Genomic DNA, 24,320 nt, shown 5'->3' on the forward strand with positions numbered 1-24,320 from the left:
CTCTGAAATCGGTTTACATTATTTATTATCGTCAAATCCTGCAAAACTTTGAATTTTGTAAGATATTCCCCACAAATTTCAGGGAGGTTCTGTAATGGAACAGCTCAAGAAAATGATAGAGGAAGCGTGGGAGAACAGGGAGCTCCTCAAGGATGAGAAATATAAGGAAGCCGTAAGGGAAGTTATTGATCTCCTTGATAAGGGAAAGGTCAGGGTTGCAGAGAGGATAAGCGTTGGAAACTGGAAGGTCAACGACTGGGTCAAGAAGGCCATTCTCCTCTTTTTCCCCATTTCAGAGATGAAGGTTATGGAAGTTGGACCCTTTGAATACTACGACAAGATACCCCTCAAGAAGGGCTGGGACAAGCTTGGCGTAAGGGTTGTTCCCCCTGCAACTGCCCGCTACGGCTCATTTATAGAGAGCGGCGCAATTCTCATGCCTTCTTATGTCAACATCGGTGCATACGTTGGCTCCGGAACGATGGTTGACACGTGGGCAACGGTCGGCTCATGTGCACAGATTGGGAGAAACGTTCACCTCTCCGGTGGAGTTGGAATAGGTGGAGTCCTTGAGCCACCAAACGCAACTCCTGTAATCATTGAAGACAACTGCTTCATAGGTTCAAGGTGCATCATCGTTGAGGGAGCAATCATTGAGGAAGAAGCCGTTTTAGGTGCAGGTGTTGTAATAACTGCCTCAACTCGCATTATTGACGTTACCGGAGATGAACCTGTTGAGTACAGGGGAAGGGTTCCTGCAAGGAGCGTTGTGATTCCCGGAACGAGGGTTAAGAAGTTCCCCGCCGGCGAATACCACATCCCCTGTGCCCTCATTATCGGAAAGAGGAAGGAGTCAACGGATAAGAAAACATCACTGAACGAAGTTCTTAGGGAATTTAACGTTCCCGTTTAAGGAGGAAGCCTTGAGCAGCAAGTTCTACGTAACAACGCCAATTTACTACGTTAACGATAAGCCCCACTTGGGCCACGCCTACACAACAACAGCTGCAGATGTTGTTGCCCGTTTCAACAGGTTTTTAGGTAAAGACGTTTTCTTCCTCACGGGAACTGACGAGCACGGCCAGAAGATACAGCAGGCGGCCGAAAAGAGGGGAATGTCTCCAAAGGAGTTCGTTGACTCTTTAGTTCCCGTCTTTAAGGAGCTCTGGAAGAAGTTAAACATCTCCTACGACCACTTCATAAGGACGACAGACCCATACCACGTAAAGGCTGTTCAGCACATTTTTATGGAGTGCTACAAAAAGGGAGATATCTACTTAGGGGAGTATGAAGGCTGGTACTGTATTCCCTGTGAGACCTACTACACGGAAAAAGACCTGTTAGAGGGGAAGCTCTGCCCCGCCTGTAAGAGGGAAGTTGTAAGGGTTAAGGAGGAGAGCTACTTCTTTAGGCTCAGCAAATATCAGGACAAACTCTTAGAGCTCTACGAGAAGAACCCCGACTTCATAGCTCCAGAGTTCAGAAGGAACGAGGTTATAAACTTTGTTAAGCAGGGTCTTAAAGACCTTTCCATCTCAAGGACCAGCTTTACCTGGGGAATTCCCGTTCCCATAAACGAAAAGCACGTTATTTACGTCTGGTTTGACGCCCTTACAAACTACCTCTCAGCCATAGGTTACCCTGAAGATACAGAGAGGTTCAACCGCTACTGGCCTGCAGACCTACACCTGGTTGGAAAAGATATTCTCCGTTTCCACGCCGTTTACTGGCCTGCCTTCCTCATGTCTGCCGGTCTTCCCGTTCCCAAGAGGGTCTTTGCCCACGGCTGGTGGACTGTTGAAGGAGAGAAAATGAGTAAATCTAAAGGAAACGTTATTGACCCGTTTGAGATCGTAGAAAAGTTCGGAGTAGATCAGGTCAGGTTTTTCCTCTTCAGGGAGGTTTCTTTCGGTTTGGATGGAGACTTCTCCTATGAAAAGCTCGTTGCCAGGATAAACGGAGAGCTTGCAAACGACCTTGGGAACCTGTTTAACAGAACCCTCTCAATGTTGAGGAAATATCGGAAGAGCGTTGTTCCAGAGCCGAAAGGTGTTGAGGAGGAGCTTGACGTAAAGCTGAAAAACAAGGCCCTTGCAACTCTTGAGAGTTTAAAGGAGCTCATCCCAAAGGCCGAGCTTACAAAGGCTTTAGATGAAATCTGGCAGTTTGTCGGGTTCGTCAACTACTACATAGACAGGAGAGCTCCCTGGAGCCTCAACAAAGAGGGAAAAGAGGAGCTTGATAGAGTCCTCTACAACATGGTTGAGTCTTTAAGATTCATAACAGCTTTTGTTTACCCCTACATGCCTGAATCTGCCCAGAAGATGGCAGACCTGTTAAGGCTCGGTAGAAAAGTTGAGGATTTACGCTCATCTGAGTTTGAGGAGTGGGGAGGGATAGAGCCCGGAAAAGAGGTTGAAAAGGGAGGGATTCTCTTCCCGAGAATTGAGTATGATAAAGAGACGGGAGAGGTTCGCCTGGCAAAGACGAAGAAAGGTTAAACTTAGATAAGGAAATACACGAAAGAGGACTACATAGAACTCATCGGGAGGGCTCTTGAGGGAGCTCTCCCCCCAAACTCCTTAATAATCTTCTTCGGCTCTATTCTCACAGACCGGTTTTCCAGAACTTCAGATGTTGACGTTGCCATCTACTCTCCGGGTCTTTCAGATTCTGAGTTCTTAAAGCTCTACGATGTAGTTGAAGAACTCCCCATTCTAAGGGATGTTGATATAGTTAACCTTGAGACCGTTTGAAATCCTGAGCTCTTGAGGAAAGTCCTTGAGGAGGGGCTCTTTTGGAAAAGAGACGAAGGGCTTGTGAGAGATTTGAGAGAGCGTTTAAAAAGGAATGAGCTTGTTCACGCCTACGATGAGGAGAGGGCAAGAGAGATTTTTGGTGAGTTAAAAAACCCGGAAATTTCGGAAACTTTTTCTGAAGTTTTAAAGGGGATAAAGGGGGACTGACCCCCTAAGTTCCCATTTCCCACGAGTTGAGGTATTCAACCTGTTCAGGAGTTAGCTCATCTATCTCTATACCCATGGCCTTAAGTTTCAGTTCTGCAACCTTCCTGTCAAGGTGTTCCGGAACAACGTAGACGTCAGGCTTCAGGTTTTTCCCTTCCTTAACAAGGTACTCTGCAGAGAGGGCCTGGTTGGCAAAGCTCATGTCCATAACAGACGCAGGGTGTCCTTCAGCTGCAGAAAGGTTTACAAGCCTTCCCTCTGCCAGCAGGTAGATTCTCCTTCCGTCTGCCATTTTATACTCATCCACAAACGGCCTTACCCTTCTCTTCTCAACGGCCAGTTCTTCAAGTGCCGGTATGTCTATTTCAACGTTAAAGTGTCCTGAGTTGCAGACGATTGCTCCGTCTTTCATTCTCTCAAAGTGCTCTCTCCTTATAACGTGGATGTTCCCAGTTACCGTGCAGAAGATGTCCCCAATTTCTGCTGCCTTCTCCATAGGCATAACCCTGTAGCCGTCCATTCTGGCCTCTATTGCCTTTATGGGGTCAACCTCTGTAACTATTACCTCAGCCCCCATTCCCTTTGCCCTCATTGCAACGCCTTTACCGCACCAGCCGTAGCCGGCAACAACAAAAACTGAGCCTGCAAGGAGCCTGTTTGTTGCCCTTAAGATTCCGTCTATCGTTGACTGCCCCGTTCCGTAGCGGTTGTCAAACAGGTGTTTTGTCATTGCCTCGTTTACAGCTATAACCGGGTAGCGGAGAGCTCCTTCCTTCGCCATAGCCCTCAGCCTTATAACCCCTGTCGTTGTCTCCTCGGTTCCACCGATAACGTTTTCAATTAACTCCTGGTGCTTCATGTGGAGTGTTGAGATAAGGTCTGCCCCGTCGTCCATCGTTATGTGGGGTTTTCTCTTGAGAACTTCCTCTATGTGCATGTAGTAGGTCTCTTCATCCTCTCCCTTAATGGCGAAAACGGGAATGTCGTAGTATTTAACCAGTGCTGCTGCAACGTCGTCCTGAGTTGAAAGGGGGTTTGATGCACACAGGTAGACCTCAGCTCCGCCCTCTTTTAGCGTTCTCATCAGGTTGGCCGTTTCAGTGGTTACGTGGAGGCAGGCTCCAATCCTTATTCCCTTTAAGGGTTTTTCTTCTATGAACCTCTCCCTTATCTCCTTCCTCAGAACGGGCATGTCCATCTCTGCCCACTCAATCCTGTTCTTCCCAAGGTCTGCCAGTGAAAGGTCTTTAACGTGGTATTCCATTCTCTCCTCCTCTCAGGAACTTCTTTATTTTCTCGTAGATCTCAGGGAGTCTGTCAATTAAGGCCTGAATCTTTCTCCACTCCCTGTAGGGCCTTGCAGGGAATCCTGCGTAAGTTCCCGGCTCTTTCAAACTCTTTGTAATTCCAGACTTTGCCGCAACGGTTATGTTGCTCCCTATCTCTATGTGGCCTGCAACTCCAACCTTTCCGGCCAGAGTTACAAAGTCTCCAATCTTTGTGCTTCCGGAAATTCCCACCTGAGAGACGATAAAGCAGTATTTACCTATTTTTACGTTGTGGCCTATCTGGACAAGGTTGTCTATCTTTGTTCCCTCTCCAATTACCGTGTTTCCAAGGGTTCCTCTGTCTATGGTTGTGTTTGCTCCTATCTCAACAAAATCTTCTATTACAACCCCTCCAACCTGAGGAATCTTGTGAATCTTCATCTCCTTTTTGCTGAATGCATATCCGAAGCCGTCTGAACCGATTACGGCTCCAGAGTGAATTCTCACGAACTTCCCTATTTTCACCCTGTCGTAGATTGAGACGTTTGGGAAGATAACCGTGTTGTCACCTATCTCACAGTCCCGTCCTATGTAAGTTCCCGGGAAGATGTAGACGTTGTTTCCTATCTTCGTTCCCCTTGAGATGTGGACGCCGTTCCCGACGTAACACTCCTCCCCTATTTCAACTCCTTCCTCTATCCTTGCGTTTAGGCAGATGCCCGGTTCGGGGAGCTCCTCCGGGTAGAAAATCTCTAAGAGCTTTGCAAAGGCAACGTAGGGCTCTTCACAGATGAGCTGAGGGATTTTGAGCTCTTTGAGGGGAGCTCCCGTCAAAACCGCAGAGGCCTTTGTCTCCTTCAAGAACTTTTTGTATTTGGGGTTTGTGAGAAACGTTATCTCTCCCGCTTCTGCCCTGTGGATCTCTGAAACGCCTGTTATCTCTATATTTTCATCACCAATAACCTGACACCCGATAAGTTCAGCAATTTCGCCTAACTTCATTTCCCGGCCTGCTGGTTGTAGAGTTTGATTATGGTTTCTGTAAGGTCATACTTCGGAGAGGCTGCAATTATCCCGGCCTCTCTTGCGTCAACTATCATCGGGATGTTCTTCTCCTTCTGGTAGTTCTGAATCAGCTTAACAACCTCTTTAATGAGCTCCATCGTGTATTTCTTCTCAAGGTTCATAACCTCAATCTGGGCGTCCTGCTGGTAGCGCTGCAAGTCCCTTATCTTCTGCTGGAGCTGGTCTTCAAGCTTGCTCTTCTCCTGTTTACTGATTACGGGGCTCTGGAGCTTCTGCTTGATCTGTTCAATTTCCTTCTTCATCTGTTCAATCTTCTTCTTAGCCTGAGAGATTTTATTCTCTATCAGAGTTTTGGCCTGCTTTCCCTTTACAGACTCGTTTATTATCTTCTGCATATCAACGTAGTAAACTGCAAAGGTCTGCTGGCTCTTCTTCTCAGCAGAGAAGGATGGAGTTGAAACTCCCGTTATCAACGCTGCTGAGATAACTGCTCCGATTAGTGCTTTTCTCATTTAAACCTCCGTTTTGCTTAGAAATAGCTTCCCATTCCAAAGTGCCACTCAGAGGAGCTCTCCCCCGTTCTCCTGTCAAGCTTCCAGCCAAGGTCTAACCTAATGGGCCCCATGGGAGTTAGAACCCTTAATCCTATACCTGCAGACTTTCTCATATCTCCTAACTTATACTCGTCCCACCAGCCGCCACCGATGTCTAAGAAGCCGATAAGCCTCAGCATCCTGTTGACGTCGTATCCCAGCTCAAAGTTAAATACAAGCTCCCTGTTGGCACCTTCAGGATCGCCGTTTTTATCCTTAGGTCCGGCTTCACCCCACTTGAATCCCCTTACTGTTGTATCGCCGCCAACGTAGAACCTGTAGTCTATCGGCAGTCTGCTTGTGTTTCCGAATGCGTCTGCATATCCAATTTTTGCGTGAACGGAGGCGATAAACGGCAGCTCAATGTCTATAGGCAGGTCGTTAAAGTTGAAGTAGTAGGCATACTCTCCAATTACCTTATAGAAGTCCTTATCGCCACCGAAGAAGTTTCCTGCAACCTGAGTTGTTACCTTGAAGTAGTCTCCCTTATGGGGAAGGAACCTGTTGTCCCTTAAGTCCCTTGAAATGAAACCTGTAACCATTCCAATTGTTTCAGTTCCTTCTTCCTCTTTAACGATATCTGGAGCGTCTTCGTCAATGTCTGTTATCTTGTCCCTCTCTATCAGGTATCCAGCTCCAACCTTCCAGTCTTCCCAGAGCCTTCTTGAGACGAGGGTTGAGAAACCGGTCTTCTTGCTGGTGTAGGTGAAGTACTCATACCTGTTGTGGTAGAGGCTGAGTGATAATGTTTGAGGTTTGTCAAGCCACCACCTGTGGTTGTAGTTGATAAAGAAGTCTAAAACTCTTGAACCAAACTGCAGGTTAACAGAACCTGAATCCCCGGTTCCAAAAAGATTACCTTTTGAAACGCTTAACATTCCCACCAGCTTTGAAACGGAGCTATAACCAGCACCGACAGAGAATACTCCGGTGAGCCTCTCTTTAACGTTTACGTCAACGTCAACCTTGTTTGTTCCTTCAACAACTTTTGGTTTTACGTCAACGTTCTCAAAGTATCCTGTGTTGAAGAGTCTCCTTATGGATCTTTCAAGGCGGACTGTGTTGAAAATCCCCGTCTCATAGAGGTCAAGTTCACGCCTTATGGTTCTATCTCTTGTTGAAATGTTCCCGTTTATCCTTATCCAGCGAACGTATGCCCTTTCTCCCTCGTATATGTGGAAGATTATGTCGGCAGTGTGGGTTTCAGGGTGTATTTTTACCTCTGGAACTGCGTTAGCAAATATAAACCCTAACTCTCCGTACTTCCTGATGATTTTCCTGGCCAGTTCGTCAACCAGTTTCTGGTTGAACCTTTTTCCAGATCTTAATTTCTTCTCAAGCTTCAGGAAATCTTTTGAGCTGAAGAGTCTATTTCCTACGAACTCAATTTTTCCAAACCTGTAAGGTTTACCCTCTTTAATAATTCTATAAACTACTCTGTAGCAGGAATTTCTCTCAAGTTCAACTTCTGGTTGGCCTACAACAACGTCTAAGTAACCCCTTTCTTTGTAGAGCTCCTCAATCCTCTTTACGTCTTCCTCTAAGTTTTCTTGGGAAAGTGGAGCGCTGAACCTGAGGTGGAATATTGATTTTGGTTTTGTTATCAGTACATCTTTTATGTCTCCGGAGCTTATAGCTCTGTTCCCCTTTACTTCAACGTCGCAAACTTCTGCTTTCTTACCCTCGTTTATTACGAAGGTAACTACTGCTCTTGTAGGTGATATCCTGTCTATTGTGTAGTAAACCTTTGTTCCCGGGTATCCCTTTTTGGCATAGAGTTCTTCTATTTTCCTGACAAGTGTATCTAAGTACTTGTAGTCAAGTGGTTTTTGGAGTTTTGTCTCTTTTCCCTCTTCTGTTACTAATCCCAACTCCTCTTTGAGTTTTTTAGATGAAATTTTTGAATTTCCCTTAAAAACAACGTCTGTTATTATCGGTTTTTCTTTAACGAAGTACCTTAGAATAACTCCGTTTTTTCCCTCTTTTGCATCAACAGAGATATTTTCAAAGTAGCCCAGTTTAAACAAACGTTTAATGTCCTGTGCAACTAACTTGGGTGAGAAGGGTTTTCCCGGTTTTTCAGATATGTAGTAGAGAATAGTGCTTGTTGGAACACTTTCATTTCCGATTACTATCACTTTTTCTACTTTTTCTTCAGCACCGTAGGAAAACTGAAATAGAGAAAACAGTAACAACAGGGTCAAGAGGACACTTCTCATTCTTCCCCCAGTTTCAAAGGTCGGTGGTAATAATATCACACCTTTTGGGAAGGTATATAGAGAAGCAACTTCCTCTTCCTTCTTGACTTTCAACTTCTACTTTTCCACCAAGTTTTTCCGTTGCCAGTTTAACTATTGAGAGTCCCAGTCCTGTTCCTCCAGATTTCCTTGAGCGGGAGCGTTCTACTCTGTAAAACCTCTCAAATATGAAGGGTAAATGGGATTTGGGGATCCCATATCCGGTATCACACACTTTAATTTCATCCTCGTTTTTAAGTTGTTTGAAGGAGATTTCTATCTTTCCCCCTTCTCTGTTGTACTTTATTGCGTTTTCTATCAAGTTTTTCAAAATGGCGTGAAGGAGTTTTTCGTCTGCACATACTTCAGCATCTTCTGGAATTTTTATTGAAAGCTGTATCCTTTTTTGAGATAGGAGCTCCGAAACGTTGTTAAGTATCTCCTTTATTAGGGGGAGAATTTTTACTTTTTCTAACTTCAGGGTTAGATTTGTACTCTCTAAAAGAGAGAGGGTTATCAGGTCTTCTATGAGCTGTTCCATGTAGTTAACCCTTTCCTGTGCTTTTGATATGTATTTGAGGGCTTTTGTATTCTCTTTGCACGTTTCTTCAAGTGTCTCAAGAGATATTTTCATTGCTGCCAGTGGTGTTTTGAGTTCATGGGAAGCGTTAGCTATAAAGTCTTTCTTAAGGGTTTCATACTTTTTCATTGGTGTCTGGTCTATAAGGAGCAGGACTTTTTCGTCCATGTCTGAACCGAAAATTACCTGTACGTAGCTGTCTTTTATCTTCTTTTCCTGCCAAACTCTATAACTTTCATTGAAAGCTTCATTTATCATTGATACTACGTCAAAGTCCTTTATTGCCTGGTAAAAGAACTTTCCAATGTCTTTCTCATCTATTCCGAGGAGCTCCCTGGCGAACCGGTTTGTGAATATAACCCTTCCGTAAGGATCCATTACCACTATTCCTTCCTTGATGAGGCTTAGAGCCCTTGCAAGGAGTTTTGATCTGTCAATGGGTGGCTGTTTCCCCTCTTGGCTCTTTTTCTTTAGCTTCTTGAGGAGTTTAACTCTCTTTCTTCTCTCGTTGAGAGCTACAGAGGCAAAGACTAATAGCATCAGAAACAGGAAAATGAGGAGTGCCAGAAGTAGCTGGTTCAAGTTTAGCTCCCGTTTGTGAGGTGTGATTTAATAGTTTATCATTAAGAAAGTAAAAATGACCTATAGGGAGGAGCTATGGCAGTAAGAGTTGCTATTAACGGTTTTGGCAGGATTGGAAGGAGTTTTTATCGGATTGTTCACTCAGATCCAGACGTAGAAATTGTTGCAATTAATGACCTTACAGATGCGAAGACCCTTGCCCACCTTCTCAAGTATGACTCAGTCCACGGCAGGTTTGATGCTGATGTCTATGCCGACGGCGATGAGTTAGTAGTTGACGGTAAGAGGATAAAGGTTTATGCCGATCCAAACCCTGAGGAGCTCCCCTGGAAGGAACTTGAAGTTGACGTTGTTCTTGAGGCTACAGGCCGTTTTAGGGACAGAGAGGGAGCAGGTAAACACTTGAAAGCTGGTGCAAAGAGAGTTGTCATCTCTGCTCCCGGAAAGGAGCCTGACATTACGATTGTTATGGGAGTAAACCACACAGAATACGACCCTGAAAAGCACAGAATAGTCTCAAATGCTTCCTGCACAACAAACTGTCTTGCTCCTGTTGCCAAGGTTTTGCTTGAAAACTTTGGAATTGTCTCCGGATTCCTCACAACAGTTCACGCCTATACTATGGATCAGAGGCTCCTTGATGCTCCCCATAGAGACCTTAGAAGGGCAAGAGCTGCTGCTGTTTCAATGGTTCCTACAACTACAGGAGCTGCAAAGGCTGTTGGTCTTGTTATTCCAGAACTTAAAGGTAAGTTCAACGGTATATCTATAAGAGTTCCAACTCCGGATGTTTCCCTTGTTGATTTTGTCTGTGTAGTAGAAAGGGGAGTTACTGTAGATGAGGTAAACAGGGCTCTGAAAGAGGCTGCCGAAGGAGACCTTAAAGGTATTCTTGATTACTCAGAAGAGCCCCTCGTTTCTATAGACTACCTGGGTAATCCTCACTCTTCTATTGTTGACGGCCTCAGCACAGACGTTATCAACGGAAACTTAGTTAAGGTTATTGCATGGTACGACAACGAATGGGGTTATTCAAACAGACTTGCAGACCTTATTAAGTATATGGCCTCTGTAGGGGTTTAGCCTCTTAGGGGGCTACCCCTTTATGTACTTCCTTAGAGCAAAGTTTTTCCACAGGAATTTCTCTGCCTTAAACCAGTTCTTAAGGATTAAGTCATTTTTCTTGTTCTTTAAAGGTAGAAACTGAAGACTTTTGTCAATAACGGGAACCGCCAAACCGCCAAGGGAACTCTTCTTTATTAAATAACCATCTGGAGTCAATACTGCTATTAAAAAGACGGCAATAGAGGCAAGAATCCATCCCCTTATAACTCCAAAGAAAAAACCCAGCACGTTGTTGACTATTCCCATTGCTGTTTCGTTTACCTTCCTGTTGATGTGGAAGGCTATGTACTTTGAGATTACAAAGGAAATTAGAAAGATGAAGATTCCGGAAACTATTACGGTAGTTTTGTCTGGCCTGCTGACCAGTACTCTGGCAACCAGAGGAGCAAAGATGTATGCGGCGTATAAACTGGCAATAATACCTGTAATGGAGATTATCTCCTCAATAAACCCTTTATTGAAGCCTCTTATTAGGTTCCAGCCTAAAATTATGATTATTAGGCCGTCTAAGACGTTGAGTGTTGTGAGGTTCACCACACCTCCAGGCTGAAGTCTATCCATTTTGCTGCAGTTATTATTTTACTGGTAGATACGAAGTCAACCGGCAGTTCCCTAATAATTTCCAATTTTTCAAGTGTTATTCCGCCGGAGACTTCAACTTTTATACCCGGTTTAGCCTCTTTTAGCCTTAGAGCTGCTTCTTTTACCTTATCTAAAGGCCAGTTATCAAGCATTACTATGTCAATTAAATCAATTACTTCAAGGGCTTCCTGAAGCTGTTTCTGGTTTTCAATTTCAACTTCAATTTTTGTGGTAACCGGTACCTGTTCTGAAACTTTTATAACGGCCGATTTAACTCCGCCAAAGGCTTTAATGTGGTTGTCCTTTATCATGGCGGCATCGTAGAGGCCTAACCTGTGGTTGAGAGCTCCCCCCACCTTAGTAGCGTGTTTTTCCAGTATCCTTAACCCCGGTGTTGTTTTTCGGGTATCAAGTAGCTTTACCTGTGAACCTTTCAGCTTTTCAGCAAACTTCCTCGTTGTTGTTGCAATTCCACTTAGCCGCTGAATCAGATTTAGAGCTGTCCTTTCGGCAGTGAGGATGGAGGGGAGCTCCCCCTCAATCAGACAGATAACTTCCCCACCTTTAAACTTTTCTCCTTCCTGTTTTAACCACTCTATCTCTGTTTTTGGGTTTACCGTTTCAAATGTAATATTAAACGGTTCTACACCACAGAGGATTCCCCTCTCTCTTGCTATGAGCTTTGCCTCTCCTTTTGTTTTATGGAGGGCTCTAGTAGTGATGTCTCCTGCGGCTCCTAAATCTTCGTTGAGAAAGTTTACAATTAGTCTTCTCAAGTATAGAGGGTTCATCTTTCCTCCGGAGGTAGTGTGGTAAGCATTCCAAACCTGATAACCGTTTTTCGGGTCTTTTTAGTGCCGGTTTTCATTATGGCTGTTTTTTACGGTAGATTCAAGGCGGCTTTCCTTACTTTTCTTCTGGCCTCCCTCAGCGATGCTTTAGATGGCTTTCTGGCAAGAAAGTTAAGTCAGATAACTCTTCTTGGGGTTATACTTGATCCGATTGCCGACAAATCTTTGATAGATTCTGGATATATTCTATTTTCTTTCGTTGAAAAGGTCATTCCTGTTTGGCTCTCTGTTATTGTGGTAAGCAGGGACCTCTTGATAGTCTTTGGAGGATGGCTCCTCTCCGTTTTTGGAAAGTTAGATAGTATTAGACCTACACTTTTAGGAAAGTTAACTGCGTTTTTGCAGTTCTTAACGATCCTGGTGGTTCTTGTAAAGGTTAATTACGATATCATTGGATTAAAAGAGCTCAAATTCCTCTTTTACCTTACAGGGGCTTTTACGATTGCCTCTGCAATTCACTATACGTATGCGGGAATAAGAGAGCTAAATGGTGAATAGGTATCTGCCAGAAATTTACCTGTTTTTAACGATAGTTCTTTTACTACTGCTGCTCTTTTCCCTAACGCCTGCACTTTTACCCTTTTTCATAGCTTCTATTCTTGCATATGTATCGCTTCCTATTTTTGACCTGTTTAACCAAATAACAAGAAAGAGGAGAGTTTCTGCTTTACTCACCATACTTACTCTGATTTTAATTTTGATTGTGGCGTTGTTTGTGGTTTTACCTACTGTAATTGGTCAGATTCAAAGTTTTATAAACTACTTACCTACTCTTGCTAAAAAGTTAGATTCCTTTCTTTTCTCTCATTTTGGAAAACACTGGTCAATATACCATCCGTTCAAGATAAAAAATCTTGCAGAGATTTTCCAGGAAATTTATTCAAAGCTGGGATCTATTCCTGTTGGAAGTATAATTTCTAAACTATTCTCTGGAGTTTTTTCAGTTCTCTCTATTGCTATTGATGTTGTTGTTGTCCCATTTCTTACCTATTATTTCTTGATTGAGTCGGATAAAATTCTAAAACTCTACATCTCCCTTGCTCCTGAATCAATACAGCCTGAGCTAAAAAACCTTATAAAAAAGGTTCACTCTGCACTATCAAGTTATTTAGTGGGGCAGATTGCTGTTGCAGTTTTCGTTGGAAGCTATTTAGCTATAGGTCTCTACTTTGTGGGAATTAAATACTCGCTCCTCATCGGCTTTGTTGCAGGTGTTCTAAACATGATTCCCTACGTTGGCTTTTTCTCCGGGCTTCTTCCTTCACTCCTCCTTGCCATATTTGACAACGGTTCCCTTGAGGCGGTTTTGGGCGTTTTAACCGTTTTCCTTACCGAGGCCGGCTTTGAGAACCTAATCTACCCCCTCGTTATGAGCAGAACCACAGGTATTAATCCTATTCTTATACTCCTTTTCATCTTTACAGGCGGTTACTTGGGAGGTTTCTTAGGAATCGTTGTTGCGGTTCCCCTTGCTGTAATGCTGATCCCTATATTTGAGAGTTTTCTTGAGAAAAAAGGGAGAAGAGAAGTTGATAGTAGGGATCACCGGTAATATAGGTTCTGGTAAATCTACTCTATCAAAATTTTTGAGTCTCAAAGGATTTACTGTTTACGATGCTGACAGGATAGGAAAGGAAGTTCTCCAGAAAGAGGCTAAGGATGATGTGGTAAGGATTTTCGGGAAGGAGCTCCTCACCAATTCCGGCCTCATAGATACCAGAAAACTTGGAGCCATTGTGTTTTCAGACCCCGATTCTCTCAAGAAACTTACCGGAATACTTCATCCTCTTATCCTTGAACGTCTTAAGCTTTTGAAGTTTAAATACTCTGATTCTGTAGTTTTTGTTGAGGCGGCCGTGGCCGTTGAGTATGGCTGGCACACTTTTTTTGACAGACTAATTCTTGTGTTTGCTTACAGAGGGCAAAGGCTTTTGAGGGCTGCTAAGAAATTTGGTTTAAAAGAGGCCTTAAAGCGTGATTCCCTTCAACTTCCCTACAGTGAAAAGTTAAAATACGCAGACTACCTTATCTGTAACACAGGAACTTTACTCCACCTTAAGGAACAGGCGGAGTTCCTGGTGAAGGAGATTCTGAGGTGCTGAGGGTTCTTTTCGTTGGAGATGTTGTTGGAAGGCCGGGGAGGAGAGCTCTCCACCTCTGGCTTGAGGAGAACAGGGATAGGTTTGATATCTGCATAGCCAACGGTGAGAACGCTGCAGGGGGTTTCGGCCTTACGGAGAAGATAGTCAACAAGCTCCTCTCCTACGGCGTTGACGTTATAACCGGGGGAAACCACACATTTGACAAGAAAGATATTTACCAGTTCATAGACAAGTATCCAATCTTGAGGCCTGCAAACTACCCTGAAGGGACTCCCGGAAGGGGATTTATAACCCTTGAGGTTAAAGGATTAAAAGTTCTAATTGTTAACCTGATGGGAAGGGTTTTTATGGAGTGTCTTGATAACCCTTTTAGGATTTTTGACGCTATATACGAAGAAAACCCTGCCGACGTTGTTATCGTTGATTTCCACGGAGAGGCCTCGTCTGAGAAACAGGCTTTTGGCTTTTACGCCGACGGCAGAGCAACCGCCGTTTTTGGAACCCATACCCACGTTCAAACTGCCGATTTGAGGCTGCTTCCACAGGGTACACTCTACATTACAGATGCTGGAATGACCGGAGCTACGGATACCGTAATAGGGATGGAGCCGAAAGAGGGGGTAGACAGGTTTGTAAAACAGCTTCCTGTAAGATTTAAAGTTCCAGAGAAGGCAAAGGTTATCCAGTTCTGCGGTGTTCTGTTTGAGATTGATGACGACCTGAGGGTTAAGGGTTTCCAGAGAATTTACGATTTCTACGAGAGAGGAGAGGATGGCGCTTATATTAGACGGGAGAGCTCTCTCTGAGAAAATAAGGGGAGAGCTTAAGGAAGAAGTAGAGGAACTTAGGGAGAGATTTGGGAGAGCTCCTACCTTAGCTGTAGTTCTGGTTGGGAACAACCCTGCCAGCGAGATTTACGTCAGGAACAAGATAAAGGCCTGCCAGAAGATTGGAATTAACTCCATTGACAGGAAACTCCCTGCAGAGATTACTCAAGAAGAGCTCAACAGAACCGTTAAAGAGCTCAACGAGAACCCTGAAGTTGATGGAATAATCGTTCAGCTTCCACTTCCCGGACAACTTTCGTGCAGGGAAGTAATTAACTACATCTCACCTGAAAAAGACGTTGACGGTTTTCACCCTGTAAACGTTGGAAAGTGTATGTTGGGGCTTTACGAAGAAGGTTTAATGCCCTGTACGCCGGCAGGGGTTATGAAGTTTTTTGAGGCCTACAACATCCCTTTAGAGGGGAAAAACGCCGTTATGGTAGGCCACAGCAACATTGTGGGAAAGCCTCTTGCAAACATGCTTTTAAATGCCAACGCAACGGTTTCCGTCTGCCACGTTTATACGGAAGACCTTGCCCACTACACCCGTTATGCAGACATCCTCTGCGTTGCCACCGGCGTTCCACACCTCATAAAGGCAGACATGGTAAAAGAGGGAGCCGTTGTTATTGACATTGGAATCAGCAGAGTAAATGGTAAGATAGTTGGAGATGTAGATTTTGATGCCGTGAAGGAGAAGGTTTCGGCAATTACGCCGGTTCCGGGAGGCGTTGGCCCCATGACCATAACAATGCTCCTTTACAATACGGTGAAAGCTTTTAAGATGAGGATGGGTGTTTGAAAGTTGTTCCCTACATTGATCAGGAAGGGTGTATTGGCTGTGGAATTTGTGTTGACGTTTGTCCTACAGGTGTTTTCGTAATGAGTGGAGAGAAAGCTGTTGTTATGTACCCTGAAGTCTGCAACGGCTGTGGAATATGCGTTGAGAACTGCCCCGTTGATGTTATAACTCTCAAGTGGACAGACCTGTAACCTTTCAGATAAAATCCCTTTCTAACTTATAAAGCCGGAAGGAGATGAAAAATGCTTTTGATATTAAAGTCCCTCTACCTGTATTCTGTATCCCTTTGGGTGGGAGCTCTCTTTTTCTTCACAGCCGTTGGGGCTCCTTTAGCATTCAAGGTATTAAAGAAAGAGGAAGCGGGAAAGTATACAGGAGCGGTATTCCCGAAATACTTTGGCCTTGGTTACATCTTCGGTCTTCTTGCCCTTATTTCTTTCTACCTGCTCGTTAAGGAGAATATGACTCTGATTGCCTCAGTAAATCTGTTTTTGCTTCTGGTTATGAACCTTCTTAACTTTGTGAACGGCCTGCTCATTGTTCCCAAAGCTGGCCTTTTAAAGGCTGAGTTTTACAGGAGTAACGACCGTTCTTACTACGATAGATTCTTAAAACTCCATGCAGTTTCTATGGCCTTAAACGGTATTAATGTGGTTTTAGGTCTTATGGTTATTGGAATAACCTCTCTCTATTTAACCTTTTAGAGGTTAGAGATGACGCTAAAGCAGAATTTTTATGCAGTTCTTGTGGCTGTAATTGTTGTTGGGGTTACCCTCTTTGCCCTTCAAAACTTTCAGGATGTTAATGTAACAATTCCCTTTTTAGGTGAATTTAAAACAAAGCTCTTTGTTGTTATAGTTTTTTCATTTCTATCCGGCTTTCTTACTGCCGGTTTTCTCTCTCTTATCCTTAAGATATTTTCCCTTCCTTCTAAGATGAGGAAAAAGGAGAAACGGGTTGAGGATAGATCAGTTCCTGAAGGTAGCAAGGATAGTAAAGAGGAGGAGCGTAGCTAAGGAACTCTGCGATTCGGGTGCCGTTAAAGTTAACGGCCAGTCTGCTAAGCCTTCAAGGGAAGTGAGAGAGGGAGACGTTGTTGAGATAGATACTCTGACCCGATTTTTAAAGGTGAAGGTTCTAAAAGTTCCGAAAAGGAAGAATGTTTCAAAAAGAGAAGCTAAGGAACTTTGCCAGATCCTTGAAGACCGGAAGAAAGACATCAGAGACATAATAGATCTGATATGAGGGGACGCTATGGGGACGTTTCTTGAGAGGGTTTTTGAGAATATTCAGGAGTTTCCCGGTAGAGAGATACTGGTAGATAAGAAGGGTGGAAGGTATACTCCGATTACGTTCAGGGAATTTGGGAATCAGATTTCCTGTTTGCAGAGATGGATGAGGGAGCTCTCCCCCGAAGACAGAGTGGTCATTTTTATGGAGAACAGGCCTGAATGGATAAGCTCTCTCTTTGCGGTTCTTTTCTCTGGTGGAATAGCTGTTCCGGTAGATTATCTTCTTACAGAAGAAGAGCTGTTTAACATTTTGAAGGATTCTCAACCAAGGTTTCTTATAACCAGCAGTAACAACAGGGAGATTGCAGAGAGAGCTGTCTCAAAGTTAGGATACCATGTTAAGGTTTTGAACGTTGATTCAGAGAACTTAAGAGATACCGGAAAAATAACTTTTAAAAAGAGAAACTTAGAAGATGTAATCCTTATTCTCTACACTTCTGGAACTACTGGAAATCCCAAAGGCGTGATGCTTACTCTGAAAAACCTGAACCATAACATTGAAGCCGTTGAGAATTTAAAGTTCCTGAGTGAAGAAGACCGGTTTGTTGCAATCCTTCCGTTTCACCATACGTATCCTTTGATGGCAACGGCAGTTCTGCCAGTTACTCTCAAAATTCCCCTCATTTTTATTGAGAAACTTACTCCTGCAGATATCCTTTCAACTGTTAATGACCAAAAAGTTACTATTATGGTTGGAGTGCCAAAGCTTTATCACGTGATTCACCACAATATAATGGCTGAGATTAAGAAGCTTCCACCCTTGAAGAGGAAGGTTGTTGAGGGATCTCTCAGAGCTTTCAGGAAGGGTGTTCCCCGCTTTGTCAGGAGAAAGTTCTTCTCAGAGGTTCATAAAAAAGTTGGTCAGCATCTCCGTTTTATGATAAGTGGAGGAGCAAAGCTCAGTGAAGATGTGTGGCGTGATATGGAAGCTATGGGGTTCAACATTTTGGAAGGCTATGGTCTTACCGAGACCTCTCCACTTATTTCTGTGAACAGGCCTGATAAGAAGAAAATAGGAACTGCGGGAGTTCCTGTTGACGGCGTAGAGGTTAGAGTGACGGAGTCTGGGGAAATAGTGGTAAGGGGTGACAACGTAATGAAAGGTTATTACAATAAACCTGAAGAAACCAAAAAAGTGATAAAGGACGGCTGGTTCTATACCGGAGATCTGGGGTATATTGATGAAGAGGGTTTCATTCATATTACCGGAAGGGCTAAAGAAGTAATAGTCCTTGAAAGTGGAAAGAATGTTTACCCGGAGGATATAGAGATAGAGCTGTTGAAAAGCCCTTACATTTTAGAGGTAGGCGTTTTCTTTCATGAAGGAAAATTGAAGGCTATTATAAGACCTGATTTTGAGCTTTTGGTTGAGGAAGGAATTGAAGATGTTAAGAGCTTCATAAAGAAAGAGATCAACAGACTGATGAAAGGATTTCAGCCGTACAAAAAAATAAAGGAATTTAAGTTAGTTGATAGGGAGCTCCCCCGAACGAGAATAGGGAAACTGAGGAGGTTTATGCTTCCCGACCTCTGGGAGGAGATTGAATAGATTTGGGGAAAAAGATGAAACTGAAATTCGCGAAAATCCAGGGAACGGGGAACGACTTTATCGTAATTAACAACCTTTCCAGCAGTTTTGAGAAGTTCTCAGAGACTCTCCCCCAGGAACAGGTTGTGAGGCTTCTCTGTTCAAGGCGGACGGGGGTTGGAGCAGATGGCCTCATCCTGATAGAGGACTCTTCCGTTGCAAACTTTAAGTGGCGTTTTTTCAACTCAGACGGCTCAACTGCAGAGATGTGTGGAAACGGTATGAGGTGCGTTGCCCGTTTCGCCTATGAAGAGGGAATAGCACCAGAGAAGATGACAGTTGAAACAGAAGCGGGAATAGTGGAGGCTGAAGTTAAGGGAAGGAACGTTAAAGTTAAGTTAACTCCCCCTTCCGATTTGAGACTGAACCTGAAAGTTGAAGGATTAACCGTTCACTTTATTAATACCGGTGTTCCACACGCAGTTATTTTTGTTAACAGGTTAGAAGACGTTGATGTAGAAAGTGTCGGAAGGAAAGTTCGGTTCTCGGAGCTCTTTTCTCCAAAGGGGGCAAACGTTAACTTCGTTGAAGTTCATCTGGGCAAAGTTCTGGTCAGAACCTACGAGAGGGGAGTTGAGGGAGAAACCCTTGCCTGTGGAACTGGAGCGGTAGCTTCAGCTCTCGTTGCCGCTAAAGTGTTTGGCCTGAAATCTCCTGTGGAAATTGAAGTGTCAACGGGAGAGAGGTTGAAGGTTTACTTTGGTGAAGACTTCAGAGAAGTTTACCTTGAAGGGCCCACAACCTGGGTTTACGATGGAGTTGTGAGAGACGAGGTTCTGAGTGGAAAGGGTTAAAAAGTTTGTTGAGTTTCTGAACCTCATTGGCTATGATGAAGTAAGAGTTCCAGAGAAAACCGGAGAGTTGGGGATGGAAAGCTTTGACCCTGTTTCAGAGCTTAAAAAGGTTGAAGAAGAGGCAAAGAGCTGTTGCAGGTGCAGGCTCTGTAAGACGAGAACCAACGTCGTTTTCGGTGAGGGAGACCCGAGAACAAACCTTATGTTTATAGGTGAAGCTCCAGGGGAGCAGGAAGACTTACAGGGAAGGCCATTTGTTGGAAGGGCCGGTCAGCTCCTTACACGTTTTTTAAACCTTTACGGCGTTTCAAGGGACAGAGTTTACATAACGAACGTTGTAAAGTGCAGGCCTCCCGGAAACCGGAACCCGGCACCGGATGAGATAGCTTCCTGTTATCCATTCCTTGAAAAGCAGATTGAGTTAATTTCCCCTAAGGTAATTCTCTGTTTGGGAGCCTTTGCTGCAAGGACCGTTCTCAACCTTCCAGAGAAGACTCCTATTTCAAAAATCAGAGGGAAGGAACAGAAGATAACCGTTAACGGCAAAGAGATAGTTGTAATTCCCACCTTCCACCCTGCCTACCTTCTCAGGAACAGGAGAGGGGAACCTGAGTTTCAGAAAGACCTTGAGAATGCCCTAAGGATAGCAGGTCTCATCTGATGGACAGGGTTTCCCTCATAAGGGAGATTTATAGACGGTTAAGTGAGCTCTTTCCGGTTCCCTATAAGCCCGGTAGAAACCCTGTTGGGCAGGCGGTCTTTACTGTTTTGAGCCAGAACACCACCGATAGGAATGCAGAGAAGTGCCTTGAGAACCTGAAGAAAGTTACAAACGGGAACCTGCTTAAGGTGGGGGAGCTCCCCTTAGAGAAGTTAATTCTGGCGATTCGCCCCTGTGGTATGTTCAATCAGAAGTCAAAGGCCCTTAAAGAGCTGATTTCAAAATGGCCTGAAGTTGAGAAGAGGTTGAGGGAGCTCCCTGCAAAAGAGGCCATAAAACTCCTTACCTCTTTTCCGTATATCGGTTCAAAAACTGCAAGGGTAATTCTCACCTTTGCCTTCAACAAGAACACATTTCCCATAGATACCCACTGTTACAGGGTTTTAAAGAGGCTCGGAATTTTTCCGGAAAACTGGGATAAGGACAGGATTTCAGAGTTTATGGAGAGCCATTTTGACGGAGAGTTCAACAGAGTTTTCCACTACAACCTCATAAGACTTGGAAGAACGATCTGCAAGGCCAGGAAGCCTGAGTGTGAAAAGTGCCCTCTGAAAGACCTTTGTGGGTATTATAGAGAAAAGAAAGAAACTAAAGAGGAAAAGTAGGAGCGGGGAGCTCCTACTCCTTCTCTACCTTAATCAGGTGGTGGGAAAGGCCAGACTTATCCTTATCAATCCCGAATGCGTAAGCCATAATCTCCGGCAGGAAAGAAGATGGAACCCTTGGCGGGTTTTCCATGTTTGTCTGGTAGATATCAAAAGATTTAAAACACAATGGGCAGGGAGTGGCTACTATGTCAGCTCCGACTTTCTTAACTCCGCCTAAAATCCTGTTCAGCTTTTTCAGAGTCATTGATTTATCTGTGAAGAAAGAGTGGTATCCGCAACAGGCATCCTTCCCTTCATAGTCATCAATAACTTCTGCTCCAAGGGCTTTTAATATCTCCTGTAGAGATGATGGGTTGTCGCTGTTGTCAACGGCAATCTCTTTCGGGTAGAGAACGTGGCAGCCGTAGTAGGCGGCAACTTTCCACCCCTTTAAAGGCCTTTTAACGGCCTGTTTTATCTTCTCATAACCGACAACATCTCTGAAGAAGTCTAAAAGATGGTATATTTTGCTCGTTCCTTTATACTCCAGCCCTTCCTCTTTAAGGAGCTCGTTTATCTCGTCCCTGAGCTTTTTGTTCGTATCAAGAGCCCTTTTTGCCTTTGCTATTACCATATAACAGGTATTGCACGAAACAAGCATATCAAGGCCTTCTTTCTCTGCAAGGGCAATGTTCCTTGCATTTATTGCGTAAGAGAGCTTCCTGTTCTCCTCGTCAATCGTGTTCCCGCCGCAGCAGGTTGTCTCCTCTAAAAGAACAACGTCAACGTCTATCCGCTTGAACATCTCCTTCATCGTCTCAAACATGTGGGCATCCTGCCCCTGAAAGCAGCAGCCCTGGTAAAAGCCAACTTTAACCATTACTGACCTCCTAAAAGACCTTTCAACTTAGAGATTAACCCCCGTGAACTCCTGCCCTCCTCGTGGGCTTTGTCAACGATTGTGCAGATGTCTGCCTTGAAGATATCGCTTACCATCTTGTCAATCTTACGGACGTGGGAGTAGTCAAGGTCTAACGCCTTGTCTTCCTTGGATAGAATCTCAAGGTAGATATCCCTGAACTTCATAAGACCTTTTGTAGGCTTTGGAACCTCCCAGACCTCAACTCCCATTTCAGTGTAGGCTTTTGTAAGTTTCTCCCTTGCTTCCTTATTCCCGTAAACCTCTTCTGGCAGGTAGAGTCTGTTTATCTGACCTGTAGCGTAGATCCAGTCAACGAAGTGCTTGAGCTTCTTGGCTCCCGGCTTGTCTGTAAACCCTTTCTTAACGGCCTGTCCTCTTAAGTTCTGTATGTCCTCTGCAGGTTTAACCCCTTTGGGACATACGTAAAGGCACTTCTGACACTGAACACAGCTCCAGAGACCTCCTGAGATTGCATACCTGATTCTCTTTTCTTTGGCTGTTTCTATGTCCCTCCTGTCAACCTGGAACCTGTAGGCCTTGGAAAAGGCAAATGGTCCCCTGTATCTCTCGTTGTCTGCAACAGCCTCACAGGCTGAGTAACATGAAAAGCAGAGCATACAGTGAATCTGGTCTTTGTAGGCCTCCATCTCTTCCGGATAAATGATGCTCTCGTGCATCGGGTCTGTGGGAACAACCCTCGGGTCTGGAACCAACCAGGGAATAAGGGTTTTCATCTTCTCTATCGGCTTGTCTATATCAACAACTAAGTCCTTGATAACCTTCATGTGGTTTAAAGGTTCTATCCTTAAAGGTTTTCCCTTCCAGGTCTCAACTAACTCTTTCATAGGAGTTTTACAGGCGAGTTTTGTCTTCCCGTTAACCTTCATTGAACAGGAGCCGCACACCTCACTCCTGCAGAAAGCCCTGAAGGCGAGGGTTGGGTCTAAGTTGTCCTTTATATACAACAGGGCATTGAGGAGCGTTCCCTCTACAGGAACCTCATACTCCTTGTAGTAAGGAGCTTGATCTTTTTCAGGGTCGTATCTGAAAACCTGTAGAACGGCAGTTTCCATAGCTTCCTCCTTAATACTTCCTTTCCTCTGGTGGGAACTTTGTAATCGTTACCGGCTTCCAGGAGAGCTCGTAGGTTCCATCCTCTTTTAACTTAACAACAGAGTGTTTCAGGAAGTTCTTATCGTCCCTCTTTGGGTAGTCCTTCCTCGCGTGAGCCCCCCTGCTCTCTTTCCTCTCAATTGCAGGAACGGCAATGGCTGGAGCCAGGTCAACGAGGTTTAAGAATTCAAGTGCTGTTATCAGGTCTGTGTTGAACTTCTTGCTGGTATCGTAAACCTTAACGTGTTTGGCCCTTTCCTTAATCTCCATCACTTTCTCAAGCCCTTCTCTCATAGACTTCTCTTCTCTGAAGACGCCAAAGTGCTTCATCATAACGTTGCCCAACTCTTTCCTTAAGTCGGCAACCTTTTCTTTTCCATCTGCTTCCATAAGCTCCAGTATTCTCTTTTCATCGTCTTTTGCCTTTGCAACAGACGGGTTTGTTTCTGGAGCTTCATCTGCATATTTAACTGCCTCAAGGGCTGTAAGCCTTCCGTAAACGAGAACGTCAAGTAGGGAATTGCCGCCTAACCTGTTTGCACCGTGGACGGAGATGCAGGCACACTCACCTGCAGCGTAAAGCCCTTTAATCGGGGTTCTTCCCAGCTTATCTGCATCAATCCCACCCATTGAGTAGTGGGCAGTTGGGGCAATGGGAATCGGCTCCTTAACCGGGTCAACCCCCTCGTAGAGGATTGCGTGTTCCCTTGTCTGTGGGAGCCTTTCGTTTATCTTCTCTTCTCCTAAATGGGTAAGGTCTAAACAGATGTAGTCGCCGTTTGGTCCACATCCCCTTCCCTCGTCTATCTCCGTCTGAATAGCCCTTGCAACAATGTCTCTTGGGGCAAGCTCCATCTTCTCAGGAGCATACCTCTTCATAAAACGCTCGCCGTCTTTGTTCCTTAAGTATCCGCCCTCTCCGCGGGCACCTTCAGTGACCAGAATTCCCGTTTTTGCAAGTCCCGTTGGGTGAAACTGGATAAACTCCATATCCTTAAGCGGTAAACCTGCTCTTAGAGCGGCGGCGGTTCCGTCTCCAGTGTTTCCAAGGGCGTTTGAAGTTCTATTCCAGTAAACCCTTGCATGTCCACCTGTTGCCAGGATTACCGCTTTAGTCTTTATGAGGTGAACACCGCCGTTCCTTATGTCCCAGGCCGTTATTCCCTCTACCCTTTCGCCGTTGTGGATTATTGAGAGGAGGAACCACTCGTTTAAAAATGTTACGTTGTTCTTGAGGCACTGTTCGTAGAGGGTCTGGAGTATGTAGAAGCCTGTTTTGTCAGCAGCGTAGCAGGTTCTTGGGAAAGAAGCTCCACCGAACGGCCTCTGGGCAATCCTTCCGTCTGGCCGCCTTGAAAATGGAACACCCCTGTGGGCTATGTCGTATATAACGGCGGCCCCCATTTTGCACATTATGTCAACGGCGTCCTGATCTGCCAAGAAGTCGCTACCCTTTACCGTATCGTAGGCGTGGGCTTCGGGGCTGTCTCCAACTGAGTGGGTTAAAACGGCGTTAATTCCACCCTCTGCAGCTCCGGTATGGGAACGGGTGGGGTATACCTTTGTCATAACGGCCACTTTTAGTATCGTATTCTCCGCCGCCCAGAGAGCTGCGTATAGACCGGCTCCACCGCCTCCTACGATTACTATGTCGTAGTCAAGCTCTACCATATATGAAACCTCCGGAAGATAAAGTTATAAGCATTTTATGAAAATTAAGAGCTTCTTAAAATTTTACAAAATTTTTACAAATAGTTAAACT

The 24,320-nt window shown here is 44.6% G+C and carries 28 protein-coding genes; 18 read left to right on the forward strand and 10 right to left on the reverse strand.

Going from position 1 to position 24,320, the window contains the following annotated elements; all coding sequences use genetic code 11:
• Positions 1-94: 94 nt before the first annotated feature.
• From F8H35_RS06330 to F8H35_RS06345, 4 genes are all read left to right on the forward strand, one after another.
• Positions 95-913, forward strand: coding sequence for a 2,3,4,5-tetrahydropyridine-2,6-dicarboxylate N-succinyltransferase (locus tag F8H35_RS06330; RefSeq protein WP_472572698.1), 819 nt, complete (start codon positions 95-97; stop codon positions 911-913).
• Positions 914-923: 10 nt separating this feature from the next.
• A complete protein-coding gene (gene metG, locus F8H35_RS06335; RefSeq protein ID WP_472572699.1) occupies positions 924-2,501 on the forward strand; it encodes a methionine--tRNA ligase in 1,578 nt (525 codons plus the stop codon).
• 102 nt (positions 2,502-2,603) lie between these two features.
• Positions 2,604-2,756: a nucleotidyltransferase domain-containing protein gene (locus F8H35_RS06340; RefSeq protein WP_472572738.1), complete on the forward strand. Its 153-nt coding sequence runs from the start codon at positions 2,604-2,606 to the stop codon at positions 2,754-2,756.
• 63 nt (positions 2,757-2,819) lie between these two features.
• On the forward strand, positions 2,820-2,966 hold the full coding sequence (locus F8H35_RS06345) for a hypothetical protein (RefSeq protein WP_472572700.1): 147 nt from the start codon (positions 2,820-2,822) through the stop codon (positions 2,964-2,966).
• A 4-nt stretch (positions 2,967-2,970) separates the two neighbouring features.
• Here F8H35_RS06345 and ahcY read toward each other — a convergent pair whose 3' ends face one another.
• From ahcY to F8H35_RS06370, 5 genes are read right to left on the reverse strand one after another with little or no spacing between them, the layout of a single operon-like run.
• Complete coding sequence (gene ahcY / locus F8H35_RS06350; protein ID WP_472572701.1) at positions 2,971-4,230, reverse strand: adenosylhomocysteinase; 1,260 nt, start codon at positions 4,228-4,230, stop codon at positions 2,971-2,973.
• Positions 4,214-5,236: a UDP-3-O-(3-hydroxymyristoyl)glucosamine N-acyltransferase gene (gene lpxD / locus F8H35_RS06355; RefSeq protein WP_472572702.1), complete on the reverse strand. Its 1,023-nt coding sequence runs from the start codon at positions 5,234-5,236 to the stop codon at positions 4,214-4,216. Before lpxD ends, ahcY begins: the two co-directional genes overlap by 17 nt.
• On the reverse strand, positions 5,233-5,772 hold the full coding sequence (locus F8H35_RS06360) for an OmpH/Skp family outer membrane protein (protein WP_472572703.1): 540 nt from the start codon (positions 5,770-5,772) through the stop codon (positions 5,233-5,235). Before F8H35_RS06360 ends, lpxD begins: the two co-directional genes overlap by 4 nt.
• Positions 5,773-5,789: 17 nt before the next feature.
• Positions 5,790-8,072 carry an outer membrane protein assembly factor BamA gene (gene bamA, locus F8H35_RS06365; RefSeq protein WP_472572704.1) on the reverse strand — a complete coding sequence of 761 codons (2,283 nt, stop codon included), beginning with the start codon at positions 8,070-8,072 and terminating at the stop codon, positions 5,790-5,792.
• A 13-nt stretch (positions 8,073-8,085) separates the two neighbouring features.
• Complete coding sequence (locus tag F8H35_RS06370) at positions 8,086-9,252, reverse strand: sensor histidine kinase (protein ID WP_472572705.1); 1,167 nt, start codon at positions 9,250-9,252, stop codon at positions 8,086-8,088.
• A gap of 75 nt (positions 9,253-9,327) precedes the next feature.
• On the opposite strand from F8H35_RS06370, the gene gap reads away from it, so the two are divergent.
• Positions 9,328-10,335, forward strand: a complete 1,008-nt coding sequence (gene gap / locus F8H35_RS06375; RefSeq protein ID WP_472572706.1) for a type I glyceraldehyde-3-phosphate dehydrogenase — start codon at positions 9,328-9,330, stop codon at positions 10,333-10,335.
• 12 nt (positions 10,336-10,347) lie between these two features.
• Here gap and F8H35_RS06380 read toward each other — a convergent pair whose 3' ends face one another.
• Positions 10,348-10,911: a CvpA family protein gene (locus F8H35_RS06380; RefSeq protein WP_472572707.1), complete on the reverse strand. Its 564-nt coding sequence runs from the start codon at positions 10,909-10,911 to the stop codon at positions 10,348-10,350.
• Positions 10,908-11,750 (reverse strand): carboxylating nicotinate-nucleotide diphosphorylase, encoded by an 843-nt coding sequence (gene nadC / locus F8H35_RS06385; RefSeq protein WP_472572708.1) that lies wholly within the window; start codon positions 11,748-11,750, stop codon positions 10,908-10,910. Before nadC ends, F8H35_RS06380 begins: the two co-directional genes overlap by 4 nt.
• A gap of 18 nt (positions 11,751-11,768) precedes the next feature.
• Here nadC and F8H35_RS06390 point away from each other — a divergent pair, with 18 nt between their 5' ends.
• From F8H35_RS06390 to F8H35_RS06450, 13 genes are read left to right on the forward strand one after another with little or no spacing between them, the layout of a single operon-like run.
• Positions 11,769-12,308 carry a CDP-alcohol phosphatidyltransferase family protein gene (locus F8H35_RS06390; protein WP_472572709.1) on the forward strand — a complete coding sequence of 180 codons (540 nt, stop codon included), beginning with the start codon at positions 11,769-11,771 and terminating at the stop codon, positions 12,306-12,308.
• Positions 12,298-13,362: an AI-2E family transporter gene (locus F8H35_RS06395; protein WP_472572710.1), complete on the forward strand. Its 1,065-nt coding sequence runs from the start codon at positions 12,298-12,300 to the stop codon at positions 13,360-13,362. The genes F8H35_RS06390 and F8H35_RS06395 overlap by 11 nt, the downstream gene beginning before the upstream one ends.
• On the forward strand, positions 13,340-13,912 hold the full coding sequence (gene coaE / locus F8H35_RS06400; protein WP_472572711.1) for a dephospho-CoA kinase: 573 nt from the start codon (positions 13,340-13,342) through the stop codon (positions 13,910-13,912). The genes F8H35_RS06395 and coaE overlap by 23 nt, the downstream gene beginning before the upstream one ends.
• Positions 13,909-14,718 carry a TIGR00282 family metallophosphoesterase gene (locus tag F8H35_RS06405; RefSeq protein WP_472572739.1) on the forward strand — a complete coding sequence of 270 codons (810 nt, stop codon included), beginning with the start codon at positions 13,909-13,911 and terminating at the stop codon, positions 14,716-14,718. Before coaE ends, F8H35_RS06405 begins: the two co-directional genes overlap by 4 nt.
• The gene (gene folD / locus F8H35_RS06410; RefSeq protein ID WP_472572712.1) at positions 14,684-15,541 is read left to right on the forward strand and encodes a bifunctional methylenetetrahydrofolate dehydrogenase/methenyltetrahydrofolate cyclohydrolase FolD; all 858 of its coding nucleotides are present in this window, start codon (positions 14,684-14,686) and stop codon (positions 15,539-15,541) included. The genes F8H35_RS06405 and folD overlap by 35 nt, the downstream gene beginning before the upstream one ends.
• Positions 15,538-15,732 (forward strand): ATP-binding protein, encoded by a 195-nt coding sequence (locus F8H35_RS06415; RefSeq protein ID WP_472572713.1) that lies wholly within the window; start codon positions 15,538-15,540, stop codon positions 15,730-15,732. The genes folD and F8H35_RS06415 overlap by 4 nt, the downstream gene beginning before the upstream one ends.
• Before the next feature lie 51 nt (positions 15,733-15,783).
• Entirely contained in the window at positions 15,784-16,245 is a 462-nt protein-coding gene (locus F8H35_RS06420; RefSeq protein ID WP_472572714.1) for a DUF4149 domain-containing protein, read from the forward strand.
• Positions 16,246-16,254: 9 nt separating this feature from the next.
• Complete coding sequence (locus F8H35_RS06425; RefSeq protein WP_472572715.1) at positions 16,255-16,557, forward strand: lipopolysaccharide assembly protein LapA domain-containing protein; 303 nt, start codon at positions 16,255-16,257, stop codon at positions 16,555-16,557.
• Positions 16,499-16,786 (forward strand): RNA-binding S4 domain-containing protein, encoded by a 288-nt coding sequence (locus F8H35_RS06430; RefSeq protein WP_472572716.1) that lies wholly within the window; start codon positions 16,499-16,501, stop codon positions 16,784-16,786. The genes F8H35_RS06425 and F8H35_RS06430 overlap by 59 nt, the downstream gene beginning before the upstream one ends.
• 9 nt (positions 16,787-16,795) lie before the next feature.
• Positions 16,796-18,382: an AMP-dependent synthetase/ligase gene (locus F8H35_RS06435; protein ID WP_472572717.1), complete on the forward strand. Its 1,587-nt coding sequence runs from the start codon at positions 16,796-16,798 to the stop codon at positions 18,380-18,382.
• Between the two features lie 14 nt (positions 18,383-18,396).
• Positions 18,397-19,215 carry a diaminopimelate epimerase gene (dapF, locus tag F8H35_RS06440; protein ID WP_472572718.1) on the forward strand — a complete coding sequence of 273 codons (819 nt, stop codon included), beginning with the start codon at positions 18,397-18,399 and terminating at the stop codon, positions 19,213-19,215.
• Positions 19,202-19,876, forward strand: a complete 675-nt coding sequence (locus F8H35_RS06445) for a uracil-DNA glycosylase (RefSeq protein WP_472572719.1) — start codon at positions 19,202-19,204, stop codon at positions 19,874-19,876. The genes dapF and F8H35_RS06445 overlap by 14 nt, the downstream gene beginning before the upstream one ends.
• On the forward strand, positions 19,876-20,541 hold the full coding sequence (locus F8H35_RS06450; protein ID WP_472572720.1) for an endonuclease III domain-containing protein: 666 nt from the start codon (positions 19,876-19,878) through the stop codon (positions 20,539-20,541). The genes F8H35_RS06445 and F8H35_RS06450 overlap by 1 nt, the downstream gene beginning before the upstream one ends.
• Before the next feature lie 13 nt (positions 20,542-20,554).
• Here F8H35_RS06450 and F8H35_RS06455 read toward each other — a convergent pair whose 3' ends face one another.
• From F8H35_RS06455 to F8H35_RS06465, 3 genes are read right to left on the reverse strand one after another with little or no spacing between them, the layout of a single operon-like run.
• Entirely contained in the window at positions 20,555-21,403 is an 849-nt protein-coding gene (locus tag F8H35_RS06455) for a CoB--CoM heterodisulfide reductase iron-sulfur subunit B family protein (protein ID WP_472572721.1), read from the reverse strand.
• Entirely contained in the window at positions 21,403-22,518 is a 1,116-nt protein-coding gene (locus tag F8H35_RS06460; protein WP_472572722.1) for a succinate dehydrogenase/fumarate reductase iron-sulfur subunit, read from the reverse strand. The genes F8H35_RS06455 and F8H35_RS06460 overlap by 1 nt, the downstream gene beginning before the upstream one ends.
• Before the next feature lie 10 nt (positions 22,519-22,528).
• Positions 22,529-24,229 carry an FAD-binding protein gene (locus F8H35_RS06465; RefSeq protein WP_472572723.1) on the reverse strand — a complete coding sequence of 567 codons (1,701 nt, stop codon included), beginning with the start codon at positions 24,227-24,229 and terminating at the stop codon, positions 22,529-22,531.
• Positions 24,230-24,320 lie beyond the last annotated feature (91 nt).

The sequence above is a fragment of the Thermovibrio sp. genome (assembly GCA_015488335.1).
Classification (GTDB): domain Bacteria; phylum Aquificota; class Aquificia; order Desulfurobacteriales; family Desulfurobacteriaceae; genus Balnearium.

Bases quoted from the DNA above. Each gene is read 5' to 3' on its own strand.
- F8H35_RS06330 (WP_472572698.1), top strand. From the start codon at position 95: ATGGAACAGCTCAAGAAAATGATAGAGGAAGCGTGGGAGAACAGGGAG.
- F8H35_RS06460 (WP_472572722.1), bottom strand. From the start codon at position 22,518: ATGGAAACTGCCGTTCTACAGGTTTTCAGATACGACCCTGAAAAAGAT.
- F8H35_RS06435 (WP_472572717.1), top strand. From the start codon at position 16,796: ATGGGGACGTTTCTTGAGAGGGTTTTTGAGAATATTCAGGAGTTTCCC.
- bamA (WP_472572704.1), bottom strand. From the start codon at position 8,072: ATGAGAAGTGTCCTCTTGACCCTGTTGTTACTGTTTTCTCTATTTCAG.
- F8H35_RS06360 (WP_472572703.1), bottom strand. From the start codon at position 5,772: ATGAGAAAAGCACTAATCGGAGCAGTTATCTCAGCAGCGTTGATAACG.
- F8H35_RS06420 (WP_472572714.1), top strand. From the start codon at position 15,784: ATGCTTTTGATATTAAAGTCCCTCTACCTGTATTCTGTATCCCTTTGG.
- F8H35_RS06465 (WP_472572723.1), bottom strand. From the start codon at position 24,229: ATGGTAGAGCTTGACTACGACATAGTAATCGTAGGAGGCGGTGGAGCC.
- lpxD (WP_472572702.1), bottom strand. From the start codon at position 5,236: ATGAAGTTAGGCGAAATTGCTGAACTTATCGGGTGTCAGGTTATTGGT.
- folD (WP_472572712.1), top strand. From the start codon at position 14,684: ATGGCGCTTATATTAGACGGGAGAGCTCTCTCTGAGAAAATAAGGGGA.
- F8H35_RS06395 (WP_472572710.1), top strand. From the start codon at position 12,298: ATGGTGAATAGGTATCTGCCAGAAATTTACCTGTTTTTAACGATAGTT.
- ahcY (WP_472572701.1), bottom strand. From the start codon at position 4,230: ATGGAATACCACGTTAAAGACCTTTCACTGGCAGACCTTGGGAAGAAC.
- dapF (WP_472572718.1), top strand. From the start codon at position 18,397: ATGAAACTGAAATTCGCGAAAATCCAGGGAACGGGGAACGACTTTATC.
- F8H35_RS06450 (WP_472572720.1), top strand. From the start codon at position 19,876: ATGGACAGGGTTTCCCTCATAAGGGAGATTTATAGACGGTTAAGTGAG.
- F8H35_RS06425 (WP_472572715.1), top strand. From the start codon at position 16,255: ATGACGCTAAAGCAGAATTTTTATGCAGTTCTTGTGGCTGTAATTGTT.
- nadC (WP_472572708.1), bottom strand. From the start codon at position 11,750: ATGAACCCTCTATACTTGAGAAGACTAATTGTAAACTTTCTCAACGAA.
- gap (WP_472572706.1), top strand. From the start codon at position 9,328: ATGGCAGTAAGAGTTGCTATTAACGGTTTTGGCAGGATTGGAAGGAGT.
- F8H35_RS06455 (WP_472572721.1), bottom strand. From the start codon at position 21,403: ATGGTTAAAGTTGGCTTTTACCAGGGCTGCTGCTTTCAGGGGCAGGAT.